Source organism: Pseudoalteromonas sp. OOF1S-7 (assembly GCF_022347765.1).
Classification (GTDB): Bacteria; Pseudomonadota; Gammaproteobacteria; order Enterobacterales; family Alteromonadaceae; genus Pseudoalteromonas.
The window spans coordinates 478,326-494,330 of record NZ_JAKRFZ010000001.1 but is presented as its reverse complement, the minus strand read 5'-3'; the positions used below and the strand labels follow the sequence as shown (position 1 = coordinate 494,330).

The 16,005-nt window shown below is 50.9% G+C and carries 14 protein-coding genes; 7 read left to right on the top strand and 7 right to left on the bottom strand.

Features of this window, described 5'->3' with window-relative positions; genetic code table 11:
• Nucleotides 1-53: 53 nt before the first annotated feature.
• The gene (locus MHN33_RS02240) at nucleotides 54-815 is read right to left on the bottom strand and encodes an outer membrane protein assembly factor BamD (protein WP_239394211.1); all 762 of its coding nucleotides are present in this window, start codon (nucleotides 813-815) and stop codon (nucleotides 54-56) included.
• Nucleotides 816-936: 121 nt separating this feature from the next.
• On the opposite strand from MHN33_RS02240, the gene rluD reads away from it, so the two are divergent.
• From rluD to MHN33_RS02210, 6 genes are all read left to right on the top strand, one after another.
• On the top strand, nucleotides 937-1,914 hold the full coding sequence (rluD, locus tag MHN33_RS02235) for a 23S rRNA pseudouridine(1911/1915/1917) synthase RluD (RefSeq protein ID WP_239394207.1): 978 nt from the start codon (nucleotides 937-939) through the stop codon (nucleotides 1,912-1,914).
• Between the two features lies 1 nt (nucleotide 1,915).
• Nucleotides 1,916-2,641, top strand: a complete 726-nt coding sequence (gene pgeF, locus MHN33_RS02230; protein WP_239394205.1) for a peptidoglycan editing factor PgeF — start codon at nucleotides 1,916-1,918, stop codon at nucleotides 2,639-2,641.
• Between the two features lie 90 nt (nucleotides 2,642-2,731).
• Complete coding sequence (clpB, locus tag MHN33_RS02225) at nucleotides 2,732-5,305, top strand: ATP-dependent chaperone ClpB (protein WP_239394194.1); 2,574 nt, start codon at nucleotides 2,732-2,734, stop codon at nucleotides 5,303-5,305.
• Between the two features lie 122 nt (nucleotides 5,306-5,427).
• On the top strand, nucleotides 5,428-6,363 hold the full coding sequence (locus MHN33_RS02220) for an NADP-dependent oxidoreductase (RefSeq protein WP_239394192.1): 936 nt from the start codon (nucleotides 5,428-5,430) through the stop codon (nucleotides 6,361-6,363).
• Between the two features lie 71 nt (nucleotides 6,364-6,434).
• The gene (gene gshA, locus MHN33_RS02215; protein ID WP_239394190.1) at nucleotides 6,435-8,012 is read left to right on the top strand and encodes a glutamate--cysteine ligase; all 1,578 of its coding nucleotides are present in this window, start codon (nucleotides 6,435-6,437) and stop codon (nucleotides 8,010-8,012) included.
• Between the two features lie 116 nt (nucleotides 8,013-8,128).
• On the top strand, nucleotides 8,129-8,737 hold the full coding sequence (locus tag MHN33_RS02210; RefSeq protein ID WP_046006689.1) for a lipoprotein: 609 nt from the start codon (nucleotides 8,129-8,131) through the stop codon (nucleotides 8,735-8,737).
• A gap of 34 nt (nucleotides 8,738-8,771) precedes the next feature.
• Here the strand turns inward: MHN33_RS02210 and MHN33_RS02205 are convergent, their stop codons facing one another.
• A complete protein-coding gene (locus MHN33_RS02205; RefSeq protein WP_239394188.1) occupies nucleotides 8,772-10,055 on the bottom strand; it encodes a CNNM domain-containing protein in 1,284 nt (427 codons plus the stop codon).
• Between the two features lie 93 nt (nucleotides 10,056-10,148).
• Nucleotides 10,149-10,955, bottom strand: a complete 807-nt coding sequence (gene ccsA / locus MHN33_RS02200; protein WP_239394177.1) for a cytochrome c biogenesis protein CcsA — start codon at nucleotides 10,953-10,955, stop codon at nucleotides 10,149-10,151.
• Nucleotides 10,956-11,117: 162 nt separating this feature from the next.
• On the opposite strand from ccsA, the gene ffh reads away from it, so the two are divergent.
• Nucleotides 11,118-12,497, top strand: coding sequence for a signal recognition particle protein (ffh, locus tag MHN33_RS02195; RefSeq protein ID WP_046006663.1), 1,380 nt, complete (start codon nucleotides 11,118-11,120; stop codon nucleotides 12,495-12,497).
• A gap of 61 nt (nucleotides 12,498-12,558) precedes the next feature.
• Here the strand turns inward: ffh and MHN33_RS02190 are convergent, their stop codons facing one another.
• From MHN33_RS02190 to MHN33_RS02175, 4 genes are read right to left on the bottom strand one after another with little or no spacing between them, the layout of a single operon-like run.
• A complete protein-coding gene (locus tag MHN33_RS02190; RefSeq protein WP_239394166.1) occupies nucleotides 12,559-13,299 on the bottom strand; it encodes a DUF2470 domain-containing protein in 741 nt (246 codons plus the stop codon).
• The gene (locus MHN33_RS02185) at nucleotides 13,292-14,089 is read right to left on the bottom strand and encodes a heme ABC transporter ATP-binding protein (protein WP_239394154.1); all 798 of its coding nucleotides are present in this window, start codon (nucleotides 14,087-14,089) and stop codon (nucleotides 13,292-13,294) included. Before MHN33_RS02185 ends, MHN33_RS02190 begins: the two co-directional genes overlap by 8 nt.
• Nucleotides 14,082-15,128, bottom strand: coding sequence for an iron ABC transporter permease (locus tag MHN33_RS02180; protein WP_239394144.1), 1,047 nt, complete (start codon nucleotides 15,126-15,128; stop codon nucleotides 14,082-14,084). The genes MHN33_RS02185 and MHN33_RS02180 overlap by 8 nt, the downstream gene beginning before the upstream one ends.
• The gene (locus MHN33_RS02175; RefSeq protein WP_239394142.1) at nucleotides 15,125-15,943 is read right to left on the bottom strand and encodes an ABC transporter substrate-binding protein; all 819 of its coding nucleotides are present in this window, start codon (nucleotides 15,941-15,943) and stop codon (nucleotides 15,125-15,127) included. The genes MHN33_RS02180 and MHN33_RS02175 overlap by 4 nt, the downstream gene beginning before the upstream one ends.
• Nucleotides 15,944-16,005: the final 62 nt, after the last annotated feature.

Genomic DNA, 16,005 nt, shown 5'->3' with positions numbered 1-16,005 from the left:
CGCCGGATGCTGTGTGCAATCCGGCGTTGTGGTATTCAGTGTGAATGAGTCGCTTAGCGCTGCTGATTCTGCTCTTTTGCTTTGCGGGCATTGTCGCTCAGTTCATCCAGCCCTAGCATGGCATAACTTTTTTCCATCATTTCAAGCGCTTGCGCCAGGTAGCTGCTTTGCGAGAAATGCTCAACTACGTATTTCCCCCGGTTTGCGGCAGCCAAGTAGGCTTCACGCTCAAAGTAATAGTTGGCTACTTTCAGCTCATAACGTGCCATTTTATTTAGCAGCCATGCCAGACGTTTTTTTGCTTCTGGTACATAAGCACTGTCTGGATAATTTTTCACAAGTGTTGTCAAATCCTGAAAAGCAACCCGTGTGCGGCTTGGGTCACGATCTGCGCGATCAATGCCGAAATATTCCTGAAAGCCATTCTCGTCTGCTTTGATATTGATTAAACCCCGCATGTAATACATGTAGTCGAGATTTTTATGGTTGGGGTTCAGGCGTAAAAAGCGATCTACTGTGGACAGCGCCTGTTCGGTGTTCCCAGTCTGATAAAAAGCGTAGACTAAATCCATTTGCACTTGATGTGAATAAGGGCCAAACGGGTAACGTGAATTGATGGCACTGAGAAGCTCTATGGCACGTGCATACAGACCTGAGTCGAGCGTTTGTTTGGCGTCCTCATATAATGCCTGCACAGATTTATTTGGTACGCGTTCGATTTCTTCTTGTTCTGGGGCGGAAGAGCATGCTGCTAATCCCAATACAGATGCGCTCAATACGATTGCGAAAGCGCGTTTTCCCAACGTCTTTATCATTTTATTTTACTACCTTCGTTATCAGGCTAGGCCAAGTCGGCAAAACCGAGTAAACTATGCATTTATGCGATTCTAACCCAGTCGAGCATGGCTTGCACTGGTATTTTAGGTAAAGTTACACATGTCTGAGCAAATTTCTCTACAAGCCGATGTGCCAGTGGAACTGGGCGGTAAACGTCTAGACCAGATTTTGGCGCAATTGTTCCCCGATTTTTCACGTTCTCGAATAAAAACCTGGATCCTGGATGAAAAAGTCACTGTCAATGGCGATATTCTGGCGATCCCTAAGGAAAAATTGCTGGGTGGTGAAGTCGTTGCGGTGGAAACGCAAATTGAGGCGGAGCGGGAATACGAAGCGCAAGACATCGCGTTAGACATCGTTTATGAGGACAATGACATCCTGGTGATCAATAAGCCTATGGGCCTGGTGGTACACCCAGGTGCCGGTAACCCAAATGGGACCGTGCTCAATGCCCTGTTACACCATCATCCGGAGATCATTAATGTCCCGCGTGCCGGCATAGTACACCGTCTTGATAAAGACACCACCGGATTAATGGTGGTGGCCAAAACCATAGTCGCACAAACACATTTGGTAAAAAACCTGCAGGCACGTGAGAACTTTACCCGTGAATACGAAGCCATCTGTAATGGCACCATGACAGCGGGTGGCGTGGTAGAAAAGCCCATTGGCCGTCATGCCACAAAGCGTACCCACATGGCCATCCATGAAATGGGTAAACCGGCAATTACGCATTACCGGGTTGCGGAAAAATTCCGCGCACATACACGCCTGCGTTTACGTCTTGAAACGGGTCGTACGCACCAGATCCGTGTTCACATGGCGTATCTTAAGCACCCGCTGATTGGTGATCAGCTTTACGGGGGGCGTCCTTGCCCACCGCGCAATGCATCGCCGGAGTTTCTCGACACCTTGCGCGGCTTTAAGCGTCAGGCACTGCATGCCGTCAAGCTGCGCATAGCCCACCCGGTGAGTGGCGAAATCATGACCTGGGAAGCACCTATCCCGGAAGACATGCAAAAACTTACAGCCGCATTGCGTGAAGACTTTAAGCTTAATCCACAGATAGATTACTAATATGCTGCATCCGGATTGGCCATTAAAGGAGGTTGTCGGCGCCTTGTCGACAACGCGTCAGGGGGGCGTTTCGGCGGCCCCCTTTAATGGTTTCAATCTGGCCTGTCATGTTGGAGACAATCCACAAGCTGTTGCACACAACAGAGCACAGTTACAGGCTCAGGTCCCGGTGCCAATCGTCTGGCTTGAACAGGTACACGGCAATACCGTGATCCTGGCAGAAGAAAAGTACGATATTACTCATACGCCGCAGGCCGATGCTATCTTTACTCGCTCCCGCCAATTTGCGCTGGCAATTATGACAGCCGACTGTCTGCCTGTGCTGCTGGCCAGTGACGATGGCCAGGAGGTCGCCGCTGTACATTGTGGCTGGCGTCCGTTGGCGGCGGATATTCTTACCAGGACCATTGCCCACTTCAACGCCCCCAGGTCCCGGATACATGCCTGGCTGGGTCCGGCTATCGGTCCTCAGGCATTTGAGGTGGGTGGAGAAGTACGCTGTCAGTTTGTCGCCCGTCATCAGGCACATCAGAATGCCTTCAAAGCACAAGAAACGGGTCGCTATCTGGCTGATATTTACGCCCTGGCAACACAGCAATTGACGCAACTTGGTGTGCAATCTGTGTCTGAGCATGCGCAGTGTACAGTGTCCCATCCTCAGCATTTCTTTTCTTATCGCCGCGATGGTCGCTGTGGGCGCATGGCCTCTTTGATTTGGCGCAAATAAATCTCGCTCTTTTGTCATCTGCACCTTGATCAAACTCCTTCTGATACCCATTTTATAGGTAACTAAGTTATTTATAAGGTTATTTCGGGTATGCGAATAGATAGGTTTACCAGTAAATTTCAAGCGGCGCTGTCTGATGCGCAGTCTCTCGCATTAGGTCGTGACCATCAGTTCATTGAACCTGTGCATCTCATGTACGCACTGTTACAACAAAGTGGTTCCAGTGTCCGTGCGCTGTTTGCGCAGGCCGGTGTGAGTGCCGATGAACTCAACACCAAACTTTCTCAGGCCATTGAAAAGCTGTTCAAGGTAGAAGGGGTGGGTGGAGATGTACAACTGTCGAATAACCTCATCTCTCTTATCAACTTATGTGATAAATATGCGCAAAAGCGTAAAGATAAATACATCTCCAGCGAGTTATTTGTATTTGCCGCCTGTGAAGATAAGGGGCCGCTGGGTGACATTTTCCGCTCGTTAAATATCACTCAGGACAAAATTGAAAAGGCCATAAAAGCCATCCGGGGGGGGCAAAAAGTCGATGACCCGAATGCCGAAGATACCCGTCAGGCACTGGAAAAGTACACCATAGATCTCACCGAGCGGGCTGAACAGGGCAAGCTGGATCCGGTCATCGGGCGTGACGATGAAATTCGCCGTACGGTACAGGTTCTGCAGCGTCGAACCAAAAACAATCCGGTTTTAATTGGTGAGCCGGGGGTGGGTAAAACCGCCATAGTTGAAGGCCTGGCGCAACGCATCATCAATGGTGAGGTGCCTGAGGGGCTCAAAGATAAGCGTGTGCTGTCGCTGGACCTGGGGGCCCTGGTCGCTGGTGCCAAATATCGCGGTGAGTTTGAAGAGCGACTGAAGTCGGTCCTGAATGAGCTTGGCAAAGAGGAAGGCCGGGTGATCCTGTTTATCGATGAGATCCATACTATGGTCGGGGCAGGTAAGAGCGACGGCGCCATGGATGCCGGGAATATGCTCAAGCCTGCACTGGCACGTGGTGAGTTGCACTGTGTGGGTGCGACCACGCTGGATGAGTATCGCCAGTATATTGAAAAAGACGCCGCACTGGAGCGACGCTTCCAGAAGGTCTTTGTGGCAGAGCCCAGTGTGGAAGACACCATTGCCATTCTGCGTGGCTTAAAAGAGCGCTATGAGCTGCATCATTCTGTGGACATTACCGATCCCGCTATTGTCGCTGCAGCTCAGTTGTCGCATCGTTATATCAGTGACAGACAACTACCCGATAAAGCCATTGACCTGATCGACGAAGCGGGTTCCTCAATTCGACTGCAAATCGATTCTAAGCCGGAACAACTGGATAAACTGGAACGGCGGATTATCCAGCTCAAGCTTGAGGACAATGCGCTGGCAAAAGAAAAAGATGAGGCCAGCCAGAAACGCCGCACTGAAATGCAGGCGCTGATCCAGCAGCTCGAAACGGAATACCGCGAGCTCGATGAAGTCTGGAACGCCGAGAAAGCGTCCTTGCAGGGCACTCAGGTGATCAAGGCTGAACTGGAGCAGGCACGGCTTGACCTGGAAGTGGCGCGCCGTGCAAGCGATTTGCAACGTATGTCGGAGCTGCAATATGGTCGTATCCCTGAGCTGGAGCGCAAACTGGATCTGGCCTCTCAGGCCGAAATGCAGGAAATGAGCCTGCTGAAAAATCAGGTTGGCGAGGATGAGATTGCAGAAATTTTATCGCGCTGGACCGGGATCCCGGTGGCAAAAATGTTGCAAGGCGAGCGAGATAAGCTGCTGCAGATGGAAGACGAGCTGCACAAAAAGGTCATTGGTCAGGACGAGGCCGTCAGTGCGGTGGCCAATGCCATTCGTCGCTCGCGCGCGGGTCTGGCCGATCCGAACCGGCCGATTGGTTCATTCTTGTTTCTCGGACCAACCGGAGTCGGTAAAACCGAGCTGACCAAAGCGCTGGCAGGCTTTATGTTTGACACGGAAGATGCCATGGTGCGCATTGATATGTCGGAGTTTATGGAGAAACACTCGGTGGCTCGTCTGGTGGGCGCGCCGCCAGGTTACGTCGGGTATGAAGAGGGCGGTTACCTTACCGAGGCGGTGCGCCGTCGTCCTTATTCTGTGATCCTGCTTGATGAAGTAGAAAAAGCCCATCCGGATGTGTTTAATATTTTGCTGCAGGTACTCGACGACGGGCGTCTGACGGATGGTCAGGGTCGTACCGTTGATTTTAAAAACGCGGTGATTATCATGACCTCTAACCTGGGTTCTGACGTGATCCAGGAGCAGGCGGGCAGTAATGACTATGCAACGCTAAAGCAGCGGGTGATGGACGTGCTGGTCACCCAGTTCAGGCCGGAATTCATTAACCGGATTGATGAAACTGTGGTGTTCCATCCGCTTATCAACGAGCACATTAAGCAAATCGCCGACATTCAGCTGGCTAAGTTACGTCAGCGTTTACACGACAAAGGCTTTGGGTTTGAGCTGAGCGATGCGGCATTGGATAAAATTGCCGCCAGTGGTTTCGATCCGGTATATGGTGCGCGGCCTCTCAAACGGGCGGTGCAACATTACATTGAAAATCCGCTGGCTCAGCAGCTCTTACAGGGCGACTTTGACGCCGGTGATGTGATTAAGGTGGATGTCAGCGGCGATGACATCGTATTTACTCGCTAAACACAGCAACAACGGGGCAGCGCAGCGCTGTCCCGTCTCATACCTAAATTCAACGTGCTGAGGTTGGGGGTTTTTCCGTGATATGTTAGAGTTCCTTATCAGCACTTAAACCTGCATCTTCCATGGAAAAGTACTTTCGCCAGTATGGCATTTTTCAATTTGGTGCTAGCACTGAACTGTGTGTTCAGACGTTACCGCTAACCCCGCCCGATACCCAGCAGGTGTTGCTCAGGGTCATGTCAACATCTGTCAATCCCATCGACATTAAAACACGCAGCGGCCTGGGTTATGTTGCCGCAGGTAAACTGCCGGATGCCTTTTTGCCTCTTGGTTATGATGTGCTCGGAGAAGTCGTGCAAGTCGGTGACGATGTAACGCGCTTACAGCCTGGCGATACTGTGATTGGCATGGTTGGCTTTGCCGCTCATCCGGGGTGTTACGCCACGCACGTCTATGCTGCCGCCAGAGAGTTAATTAAGGTCGACCAGAAAGCAGATGTGAGTTTATCCGGTCTGTGTTTGGCAGGGTTAACGGCATGGCAGGCGCTGGCTGATTTTGAGCCTGACAACCGGCCTGTTTACATCAATGCCGCAACCGGCGGCGTTGGTCATTTATTGCTTCAAATCGGTCGGTTACGTGGTTTTGAGGTGATCCCGGTTAGCCGTCGTACGGAGCATGAATTGTTCGCGGCCCTGGGCATGCGGGCGATCACGCCTACGGATTATCTGGCACAGCCGCGTGGCGGGATCCTGATCGATCTGGTGGGCGGTACGCTTGGGCTTCAGATGACAAAAAACTTGCTGCCTGGTTCAGAGTTAGTGACTATTCCGACTGTGACTAAAGAGCAGATATTAGCGGTTGCTCGTGAGCAACAGGTTTGCGGACGCGGTCTGTTGGTCGAAGCAAACCAGACACAACTGGCCCAATTGTATGAGGCAGTCCAGAGCGGGCAATTAAAAGTCGCGGTTAGTCAGCAATTTGAATTAAGCGATATTCAGCAGGCCCATGAGTACCTTGAACAGGGCGCTCATTGTGGCAAAGTGATCATTACCGCTTGAGTATTCGTAATTTGCCCCAATTGACAGTAGCATTGAGTGCTACTGAGCACCGGGCCTCGAGGTATTAGTTTTTGAAACAATTAAATTTACAAGGCAAGTTAAAAGCGCTTGCAACACCGGCACACTTACACTCATTGTGTGGTATTAAACGCGGGATAGAACGGGAAGCGCTGAGGATTAAGCCATCCGGAGAGATAGCAAAAACACCCCATCCACACGGGGCTGGTCATGCGTTGACCCATGGTGCGATCACCACTGATTTTTCTGAATCTTTACTGGAATTTATCACGCCGGTGAGTGAGTCTCCCGAGGAAACGCTCGCTCAGCTGAGAGACTTGCAAAAGTATACGCTGAGCCAGATGGGTGATGAACTATTATGGCCTATGAGTATGCCATGTTACATTCAACACGAAGACGATATCGTGCTGGCTCAGTTTGGCCAATCTAATATAGGTCGAATGAAAACCTTGTACCGTGAAGGACTTAAAAACCGTTACGGCAGCATGATGCAGGCCATAGCAGGTGTGCATTTCAATATTTCGTTTCCGGACAGCTTGTGGCAGAGTTTGCAGCAGCTGGAGCAGGATACGCGTCCGTTGCAGGATTTTATTTCTGCGCAATATCTTGGACTTATCCGTAACTTCAAGCGTGAGCTGTGGTTAATTAGTTACTTGTTTGGTGCATCCCCGGCCTTGTGCAGTTCCTTTTTGCAGGGCAAAAATAGTCAGTTACCCTTTAAGCAGCTAGGTAAAGGGACCCTCTACCTCGAACACGGTACTGCGCTGAGATTGGGAGACCTAGGCTATACCAACAGTGCTCAGTCATCACTGCGGGTGACTTATAATAGTCTGGATGAATATATTACAGGTTTACAAAATGCCATCCGCTGCCGCTCGGATCTGTATCACCATATTCCGGATTATCAGCATGAAACGCCGAAACAGCTAAACAAGAATATTCTGCAGATCGAAAATGAATTCTATTCACCTATCCGGCCAAAGCGTAATGGGCGCTCTGGCGAGACGCCTACTCAGGCATTGAGCCGTGGTGGTATTGAATATGTTGAGATCCGGGCGCTGGACGTGAATCCCTTCAGTGAAACCGGCATAGATCTGGACCAGATCTTATTTTTGGATGTCTTCCTCAGCTACTGTTTATTGAAAGACTCCCCTGCGCTGAGCTGGGAGGAGCAAAAAACCTGTGATATCAACTTGCAGCAAGTGATAAATGAAGGACGCAATCCACAGGTGATGTTGCAGCGCGGCGCTGAGACTTGTTCTTTGCAGCAATGGGGCCAGGAAATCTTTACGCAATTGGAAGAGGTTGCTGCACTAATGGATGAAGCGCACGGCACACTGCGCTATACACCGGTGATCAAAAAGCTTCATGCCTGGGTAACTCAGCCACAGCTGACTACATCTGGCCGTATTATTACGCAGCTTACCGGGCAAGACAAAGACAGTGGTCAGCTGGCTTTGTCATTGGCAGAGCGCTACAAGCAGTATCATGCTGCGAATGAGTATCAGGCTTTCCAGGCTGCTGAACTGGATGCGATGCGGGCACAGTCATTTGCGGATGAACAGGGTGTGGTTGCCGCGGATAGGGCGTCTTTTAGTGAGTTTTTGCGGGACTATTTTTCCCGGGCATAAAAAAACGCAGCCGAGAGGCTGCGCAAATAAATTTCAGGGATGAAACAATGCTAAACTGCTGCATTCATTAAGTGAGACCGGCACAATTTAGAAAAGTTCAACGAGTTCATAAAAAAATGAGAAAAAAAATAATTTTATTACCTTTGTTGGCTGCGCTAACCGGTTGTGCCACGGCACCTCCGAAGCAACCGAATGATATTTGTAAGATTTTTGAAGAAAAAGACGACTGGTACTTTGATGCAAAAGATGCACAAGAAAAGTGGGGATCACCTAAACATGTGCTGATGAGCATGATGTATCAGGAGAGCTCATTCAGGCACGATGCCGCCCCGCCGATGGAGTACTTTTTATGGGTCATTCCCATCGGCCGCGCCAGCAGTGCCTATGGTTACTCTCAGGCTAAAACACCGACCTGGAGTGACTATATTCGTGAAACGGGCAATTCAGGTGCAGACAGAGACGACTTTGAAGACGCCATCGATTTCATGGGGTGGTTTGTGTATAAAACGCATAAAATCAATGGCGTTTCAAAATGGGATGCCTATGCGCAATATCTGAATTACCACGAAGGCTGGGGGGGCTACCGTCGTGGTACCTATAAAAAGAAAAAATGGCTGATGAAAGTAGCCAATAAAGTGAAGCATCGGGCGTCTCGTTATGGCGCTCAGCTGAAACGTTGTGAAGCAGATTTGGATAAGAACTGGTTCGAGCGTTTGTTCTCATGACCAAATAAAAAAGCCGCAATTGCGGCCTTTTTTATTAGTGAGATTTGACAGACTTCTTTTTCTTGTGGGGGTATACCTTCACTACCTTGATCATATTTTCTTTTATTTCGACCACTTCCATTGGGTAGCCAGCAATTTTCAGACCCAGCTGAGTTTGCGGAATATCCTCAAGGTACTCAACAATCAGACCACTCAGGGTTTTAGGCCCCTCTGTTGGCAGATGCCAGCGCATCTCCTTATTGAGGTCGCGCACGTTTGCACCACCATCAACCACCACGGAGCCGTCGTTCTGAACGTCGACTTCATCGCTTGGCGCTGGTGTCTTGGTCGTAGTAAAGTCGCCAACCACTTCTTCCAAAATGTCTTCCAGTGTGACCAGACCCTGGATATCACCATATTCATCAACCACCAGGCCAATACGCTCTTTATTCTGCTGAAACTTCAGAAGCTGAGTATTGAGCGAGGTGCTTTCTGGAATATAGTAAATTTCACGTACCGCACGCAGCAGTGAAGGCTTATCAAACTGCTCTTTGGTCAGCAGGCGTAAGGCGTCGCGCGAATGGATAAAACCAACGGCATCATCAATCTGATCCCGATACAGCAGTACCCGGGTGTGCTGTGCATTGGTCAACTGCTTCGAAATGTCTTTCCAGTCATCATTAATGTCGATGGCATTGATCTCACTGCGTGGGATCATAATATCCTCAACCGTGACATGATCTAAATCCAGGATGGAGGTCATCATATCCTGGTGATTGGTTGGCAACATAGCACCGGATTCATTCAGGACTGTTTTAAGTTCTTCTTTACTCAGGCTGTGTTCTTCTATTTGCTCCGGTGATACACCAATCAGCTTTAGCATGCCATTGGTGATCCAGTTCACCGTGAAGACCACAGGGAAGAGTATTTTTAACAGCAGTTTAAGAATCACAGAGCTGGGAAACGCGATTTTCTCCGGATACAGAGCGGCCAGTGTTTTGGGGGTCACTTCTGCGAAGATCAGAATGACCAGCGTCAGTGCAAAGGTAGCGACCACGATACCGGCATCACCTAAAAGGCGCATCCCCAAGACAGTAGCAACCGCAGAGGCTGCAATGTTAACCAGGTTATTACCGATGAGGATCAGACCAATTAAGCGGTCTGGGCGCTTCAGAAGTTCGTCTACGCGTTGTGCCGACTTGTGTTTTTCTTTGACCAAGTGGCGCAGTCGGTAGCGATTGATAGACATGATCCCGGTTTCCGAACTGGAAAAATAACCCGAGAGCAGAACAAGCACGCCAAGAATAATAAACAAGGCGCTGGTTGATATGTCGTCCAACAGAGGATCCCTTTTTTGCTTACGAAGGAGTATTAAGCGTTAGCCAGAATTCAGAGTCAAGTCAAAAACCATGAACTTAAGCTAAAACTTAGATTAAAACTTACCTAAGATCACTTCCTGAACAAAGCGACTGCCGAAATAGGCCAGGGTGACGATAGCTGATGCCCCTAACACTGCGAATACCACGGGCTTACCCCGCCAGCCAAACTGGTGGTGGCCAATGGTGACGGCACTGAACATACACCAGGCAACCAGTGACAACACGGTTTTGTGTAAAAACTCTTTGGCAAACATGCCTTCGAGGAACACAAAGCCAGAGAGCAGCGCCAGGGTTAACAGGCCGGTACCGACAGTCAGTAGCTGATAGAGCTGTGATTCAACCTGCATCAATGGCGGCAAATGGCTGTGCATAATGGCCAGATCTTTTTCTTTCAGGCGGCGGTCAATGAAGTAAAACTGCACGGCGTAAAGCGTGGCGATGATAAGCACGCAATAAGCCAGCAAAGAGAGCGAAATATGCACCACCAGGCCAATGTCCACGTCCAGTGACTTCATGACGATGTGATGTGGCACAAACAAGCTGGCAACCAGCAGTATCGCGGCGAACCCATAGACTACAGGCAATAACAAGGTGGCTGGAAACTTTAAGGAAACTGTCGTCACCGATACGACTATGACCCAGCAGGTAAGCAGTGCGACATTGATGGTACTTAGGTCCTGTCCATCCTGAGTAAACACAGAGTTTACCAGCACCAGCATATGGCTGAGTATCGCCACTGTGCTGAAAATAATGGTCAGCTTCTGACTCGGGCCTTCTTTATGGAAAAGGCGTGACAGTACGTGCCCTGTGGCAAGTACATAAAACAGACTGGCAAACAAAGATAAACTGATGATCAACATGAATGGCTTTCTACTTACATGCTCCTTTTGTAGGCTATTGTATTTTAAGCACGGGTTCTTGCATAGGGGCAGCGAAAAAGTTTCTTTACTGACTTGAATACTGTATTAGTGACGCGCATATCAGTATAATGCTGGGCAATTACGACATACTGGAAGCGATAAATGTTTGAGAACCTCCAAGAACGCTTAGGAAAAACGCTTAAAAACATCAGCGGCCGCGGCCGACTAACCGAAGACAATATTAAAGAAACGCTCCGTGAAGTGCGTATGGCACTGCTCGAAGCGGACGTGGCTTTGCCCGTCGTCAGAGACTTTGTGAAGCAGGTTAAAGAGCGTGCGGTTGGTGTTGAAGTGACTAAGAGCCTGAGCCCGGGTCAGGTTTTCATCAAGATCGTACGAGAAGAACTTGAAAAAGCCATGGGGGAGGCCAACGAAGAGCTGAACCTGGCAGCGCAACCACCTGCGGTTGTTATGATGGCTGGTCTGCAAGGTGCGGGTAAAACCACCAGTGTGGGTAAGCTTGCTAAGTTCTTAAAAGAGCGTAAGAAAAAATCTGTGCTGGTGGTCAGTGCCGACGTCTACCGTCCGGCGGCTATTAAACAGCTGGAAACACTGGCCACAGAAGTAGACGTTGAGTTCTTCCCCAGTGATATTTCGCAAAAGCCGGTAGACATCGCAACGAATGCGATTTCACACGCGAAGAAAAAGTTCATTGATGTGGTGCTGGTGGATACTGCCGGTCGTTTGCACGTCGATAACGAGATGATGGGCGAGATCAAAGATCTCCATGCAGCCATTTCACCGATTGAAACCCTGTTTGTGGTCGACTCCATGACGGGTCAGGATGCTGCGAATACGGCGAAAGCATTCGACGAAGCGCTGCCGCTGACCGGTGTGATCCTGACCAAAACAGACGGTGATGCCCGCGGTGGTGCGGCTTTGTCTATTCGTCATATCACAGGTAAACCCATTAAGTTCATCGGTGTGGGCGAGCGTACTGATGCACTGGAGCCATTCCACCCGGATCGTGTTGCGTCACGTATTCTCGGCATGGGTGACGTGCTGTCATTGATCGAAGAAGTGGAGTCTAAGGTTGATAAAGACAAAGCGGCTAAAGTGGCTGAGAAAGTCTTTAAAGGCGATGGCTTCACGCTCGAAGACTTTGCTGAACAACTACGCCAGATGAAAAACATGGGCGGCATGATGTCCATGCTGGATAAATTGCCTGGTATGTCAAACCTGCCGGATGCAGTGAAAGGTCAGGTAAACGACAAGACGTTTAACCAGATGGAAGCCATCATTAACTCCATGACACCGCACGAGCGCGCGCGCCCGGAAGTCATTAAAGGCTCACGTAAGAAGCGGATTGCGGCCGGTTCAGGTACTCAGGTACAGGATATCAATAAACTGCTCAAGCAGTTTACCCAGATGCAGAAAATGATGAAAAAGATGAAGGGTAAGGGCGGCATGATGAAAATGATGAAGAACATGAAAGGCATGATGCCGCCGGGCATGTTCGGTGGTGGCGGTCCGAAGTTTTAATTCAGACTCAAAATCGAGAAAAGGACAGACTGATGCAAATCACTCTGTCCTTTTTTAATGGTTAGCTTTCTGCGGCTTCAGCAAACTGTGCGCGGGCGGCTTTGGTAAGGCGTACCAGTGCTTTACGCACTGCCGTCGCATCTTCACAGCGCGTGTCGAAGGGCACGTAATAAGACTTGTCATTGGCTCTGAAATAGCAGCCTTCAGTGAGGATCGTCGTCATCGCCACCTCTGCAGCATCAACATGATGCACCAGCTTGAGGATCAGCTGATTGGCATCCTGATGGTCGTCATTCATGTGTGCCACCATATGCGCTTCGCTGGCTAAATCCCAGTTTGCAGCAGGCTGTGCCCATTCCTCTGCCTCCAGCCAGAATATCTGGCCAAAGCCGGCGATATAACGCACGCGTTTTATTTCCATACGCCACAGTTTGAAATCGTGCGCCTGGCGGTAGCTGATGGCCTCAGGAAAGTGACGCTCATAGCGTAGCAGCAACTCGGTTGCTTCTTCATCCGGCACCGGGGTGGCGTCGCCGACTATGGTGACGCGGGCATGCTCGTTCTGATCGCCGCTTTGCGCCGCATCAAATATGGTCGCGCACACTCTGCTGTCGGCTGTCAGGTTGCGTGAATGCTGTGCAATGCCTGCAATGTAAAAAATCAGCCGACCCTGGTCGTCACTCATAAACGGCGTGACCGAGCCAAACGGGTAACCGGCCAGGTTTTTAGAGAGTGTGGACATCACACAGACGGTCGAATGTCTGAGTAGCTGGCGCGCTTCAAAAACAGCTTGTTCACGCATTGGGAGCTCCTGTTAGCGGTTCTGAGAATATCATAGGTATATTATATCCGGGATGCAGGTTAATCTGCATGCCTGTTTGGTAAATGGGTTGCAATATATCGCGTCTGAGGACATCTTGCGGCGGGCCATCGCTGCGGATCTGACCCTGATCCAGCAAGAGGATCCGGTCGGCATAAAGCGACGCGAGATTTAAATCATGTAACACGGCAATAACCGTATTGCCCTGACGGGCAAAGCGTTGCGCGGCACTGAGTACCCGATGCTGGTGGTGCAGATCCAGTGCCGAAGTCGGCTCATCCAGTAACATCAGTTTGTTTCGGGTACCCGGGTCGTGTGCATTTAGCTGGGCCAGGCAACGAGCAAACTGAGCGCGCTGAAATTCGCCGCCAGACAGTTGCGTAACCGCACGTCTGGCGAGCTGTTCAAGTGCCAGCTGGGTGATGAGTTGATCCACCACGGCGGCTTGTTCCCTGGGGCTTTCCTGATAAGGGTAGCGGCCCATGGCGATAAGCTCGGTGGTATTAAAGGCAAAGTTGACCCGATTGTGCTGCAACAGCACGGCCCGCTGTGTGGCCAGCGTTAGCGGGTCCAGCGTATTGAGTGGTGCGCCGCGCCATACGATCTCGCCATGATAAGGAATATCATCGCAAATCGCGCTCAGCAGGGTCGACTTACCGGCACCATTTTCACCCAGTAAGACAATAAACTGACCAGCTTTTAGCGTCAATGACACCTCAGTCAGTACCGGCTTGGCGCCGCGGGTCACCGTCAGGTTACGACATTCAAGCATGTGCACCTCGTTTTTGTTGGATCAGCAAATAGACAAAAAACGGACTGCCGAACAGGGCGGTGATCACACCAATGGGTAGCTCTGAAGGGGCAACAACCAGACGTGCCAGCCAGTCGGCCGTGAGCAATACCACACAGCCAAGTAACATACTCAAAGGCAGCATACGGCGCAGATCGGGGCCGACCAGCAGGCGTGCCAGATGCGGAACCAGCAGGCCAACAAAGCCTATCATGCCCGACATAGCAACGGCGCCACCTACACCCAGCGCTATCAAAAATATGACTTCATTTTTCAGTCGCCTGACGTTAACGCCCAGGTGTCTGGCATCGCGCTCACCGAGCATCAAAGCGTTGATCTGTTTACGACGCATAAACAGCATGGCGATACAGATGAGGATCAGCGGCGCACCATATTGCATCGCGGGCCAGCTCGCACCGGCCAGTGCGCCCATCTGCCAGTAGGTCATCAGGCGCAGCGAGGTATCGTCGGCAAAAAAGCTAAACAGTCCGATCAGGGCCATGGCCACGGCATTGATGGCCACTCCGGCAAGCAGCAATACCGTGATCTGGACCTGACCCTGGTGACTGGCAATCCGGTACAATAAAGAGGTGATCGCCAGAGCACCCAGAAACGCAGCTGGTGCGACCATGGTTTCATTAATAAAGGTAACCTTGGGCGACAGTGCAATCACGGCTATGGCTGCAACGGCCGCGCCACCGGTTACGCCCATCAGGCTTGGGTCCGCCAATGGGTTGCGACACAATGCCTGACTGGCAGCACCACTGCAGGCCAGTACACAGCCCACCAACAGTGCCAGCAGCAGCCTGGGTAAGCGGATCTGGGTTACCACAGTCACATGCAGCTGGCTGATGTCCTGAACAAAAGCGTCGGGCAATATGGCAACCAGAGGCATGCGCCAGTCCCAGCCAACCGGGCCACTACTCAGAGATAACCAGGCGAGCACAATTACCATGGCAGCGCTCAGCCACAACCAGATATGGTGATGACGGGCTGTCAGAATAGCAAGTGTGGGTGTCATAGCGCGGATTGTTCCCGATAGGCTGCAAGCTGAGCAATGGCCTCGGGCAATCGAGAGGTCATGCCCATTGACAGCAGAGAGTCCATGACCAGCAGTCGGCACTGCTGCGCGGCCGGCAGTAATGCCAGGGCACTTTGCTGACAAAACTGCTCAGGGCCGCCCAGGCTATACACAACATGGCTGGGCGCCACCAGAAAATCGGGCGCACTGACCAGCATGGCCTCGCGATTGAAGGGTTTGTAGCCGGGTGCCGTTGCCAGATTACGGATCCCTGTGTAGCCAAACAGGAGATCAGGCACAGTTTCAGGGCCCGCCACGGTAACACCGCGATCGCCCGCAGAAAGAATAAACAGGGCACTGAGCGACGACGGTGGCGCTTTGGCGGGCAAGGTTTGCTTCAGACGGGCAATAAGACCTTGTGCCTGGCTTTGGCGGTTCAGATCCCGGCCCAGCTGACCTATCAGGTTAAAGAGTTCGTTAATATTGGTCGGCTTATCGTACAGGTTCAGTGTAACGCCTGTGCTGCGCAGCTGGGTTAAGACTTCGGGCCTGCCACTGCCTTGTAAGGCCAGGATCAGCTCGGGATGTTGTGAGAGCACCCCCTCAGCTGCCAGATCCCGGTAGTAGCCAACCTTGGGCAATTGAGTTGCTTGCAGCGGCGAGGTACTGGAGGTATCAACCGCCACAACGTCTTTCCCGCCCCCCAAAGCGAAGACGATATCCGTTAAGGAGCCCCCGGCGATGACGATACGCTGAGCTGCGAGTATTGGGTTGCTGAGCACTGCTAGCACAATCAGAAACACAAGTTTTTGCATTTTTTATCCCGTTAAAATCAATTGTTACAAGTGGGTCCGCGTATTTGCTTACAGTTTATTAA

Bases quoted from the DNA above. Each gene is read 5' to 3' on its own strand.
- MHN33_RS02240 (WP_239394211.1), bottom strand. From the start codon at position 815: ATGATAAAGACGTTGGGAAAACGCGCTTTCGCAATCGTATTGAGCGCA.
- rluD (WP_239394207.1), top strand. From the start codon at position 937: ATGTCTGAGCAAATTTCTCTACAAGCCGATGTGCCAGTGGAACTGGGC.
- pgeF (WP_239394205.1), top strand. From the start codon at position 1,916: ATGCTGCATCCGGATTGGCCATTAAAGGAGGTTGTCGGCGCCTTGTCG.
- clpB (WP_239394194.1), top strand. From the start codon at position 2,732: ATGCGAATAGATAGGTTTACCAGTAAATTTCAAGCGGCGCTGTCTGAT.
- MHN33_RS02220 (WP_239394192.1), top strand. From the start codon at position 5,428: ATGGAAAAGTACTTTCGCCAGTATGGCATTTTTCAATTTGGTGCTAGC.
- MHN33_RS02210 (WP_046006689.1), top strand. From the start codon at position 8,129: ATGAGAAAAAAAATAATTTTATTACCTTTGTTGGCTGCGCTAACCGGT.
- ccsA (WP_239394177.1), bottom strand. From the start codon at position 10,955: ATGTTGATCATCAGTTTATCTTTGTTTGCCAGTCTGTTTTATGTACTT.
- ffh (WP_046006663.1), top strand. From the start codon at position 11,118: ATGTTTGAGAACCTCCAAGAACGCTTAGGAAAAACGCTTAAAAACATC.
- MHN33_RS02190 (WP_239394166.1), bottom strand. From the start codon at position 13,299: ATGCGTGAACAAGCTGTTTTTGAAGCGCGCCAGCTACTCAGACATTCG.
- MHN33_RS02185 (WP_239394154.1), bottom strand. From the start codon at position 14,089: ATGCTTGAATGTCGTAACCTGACGGTGACCCGCGGCGCCAAGCCGGTA.
- MHN33_RS02180 (WP_239394144.1), bottom strand. From the start codon at position 15,128: ATGACACCCACACTTGCTATTCTGACAGCCCGTCATCACCATATCTGG.
- MHN33_RS02175 (WP_239394142.1), bottom strand. From the start codon at position 15,943: ATGCAAAAACTTGTGTTTCTGATTGTGCTAGCAGTGCTCAGCAACCCA.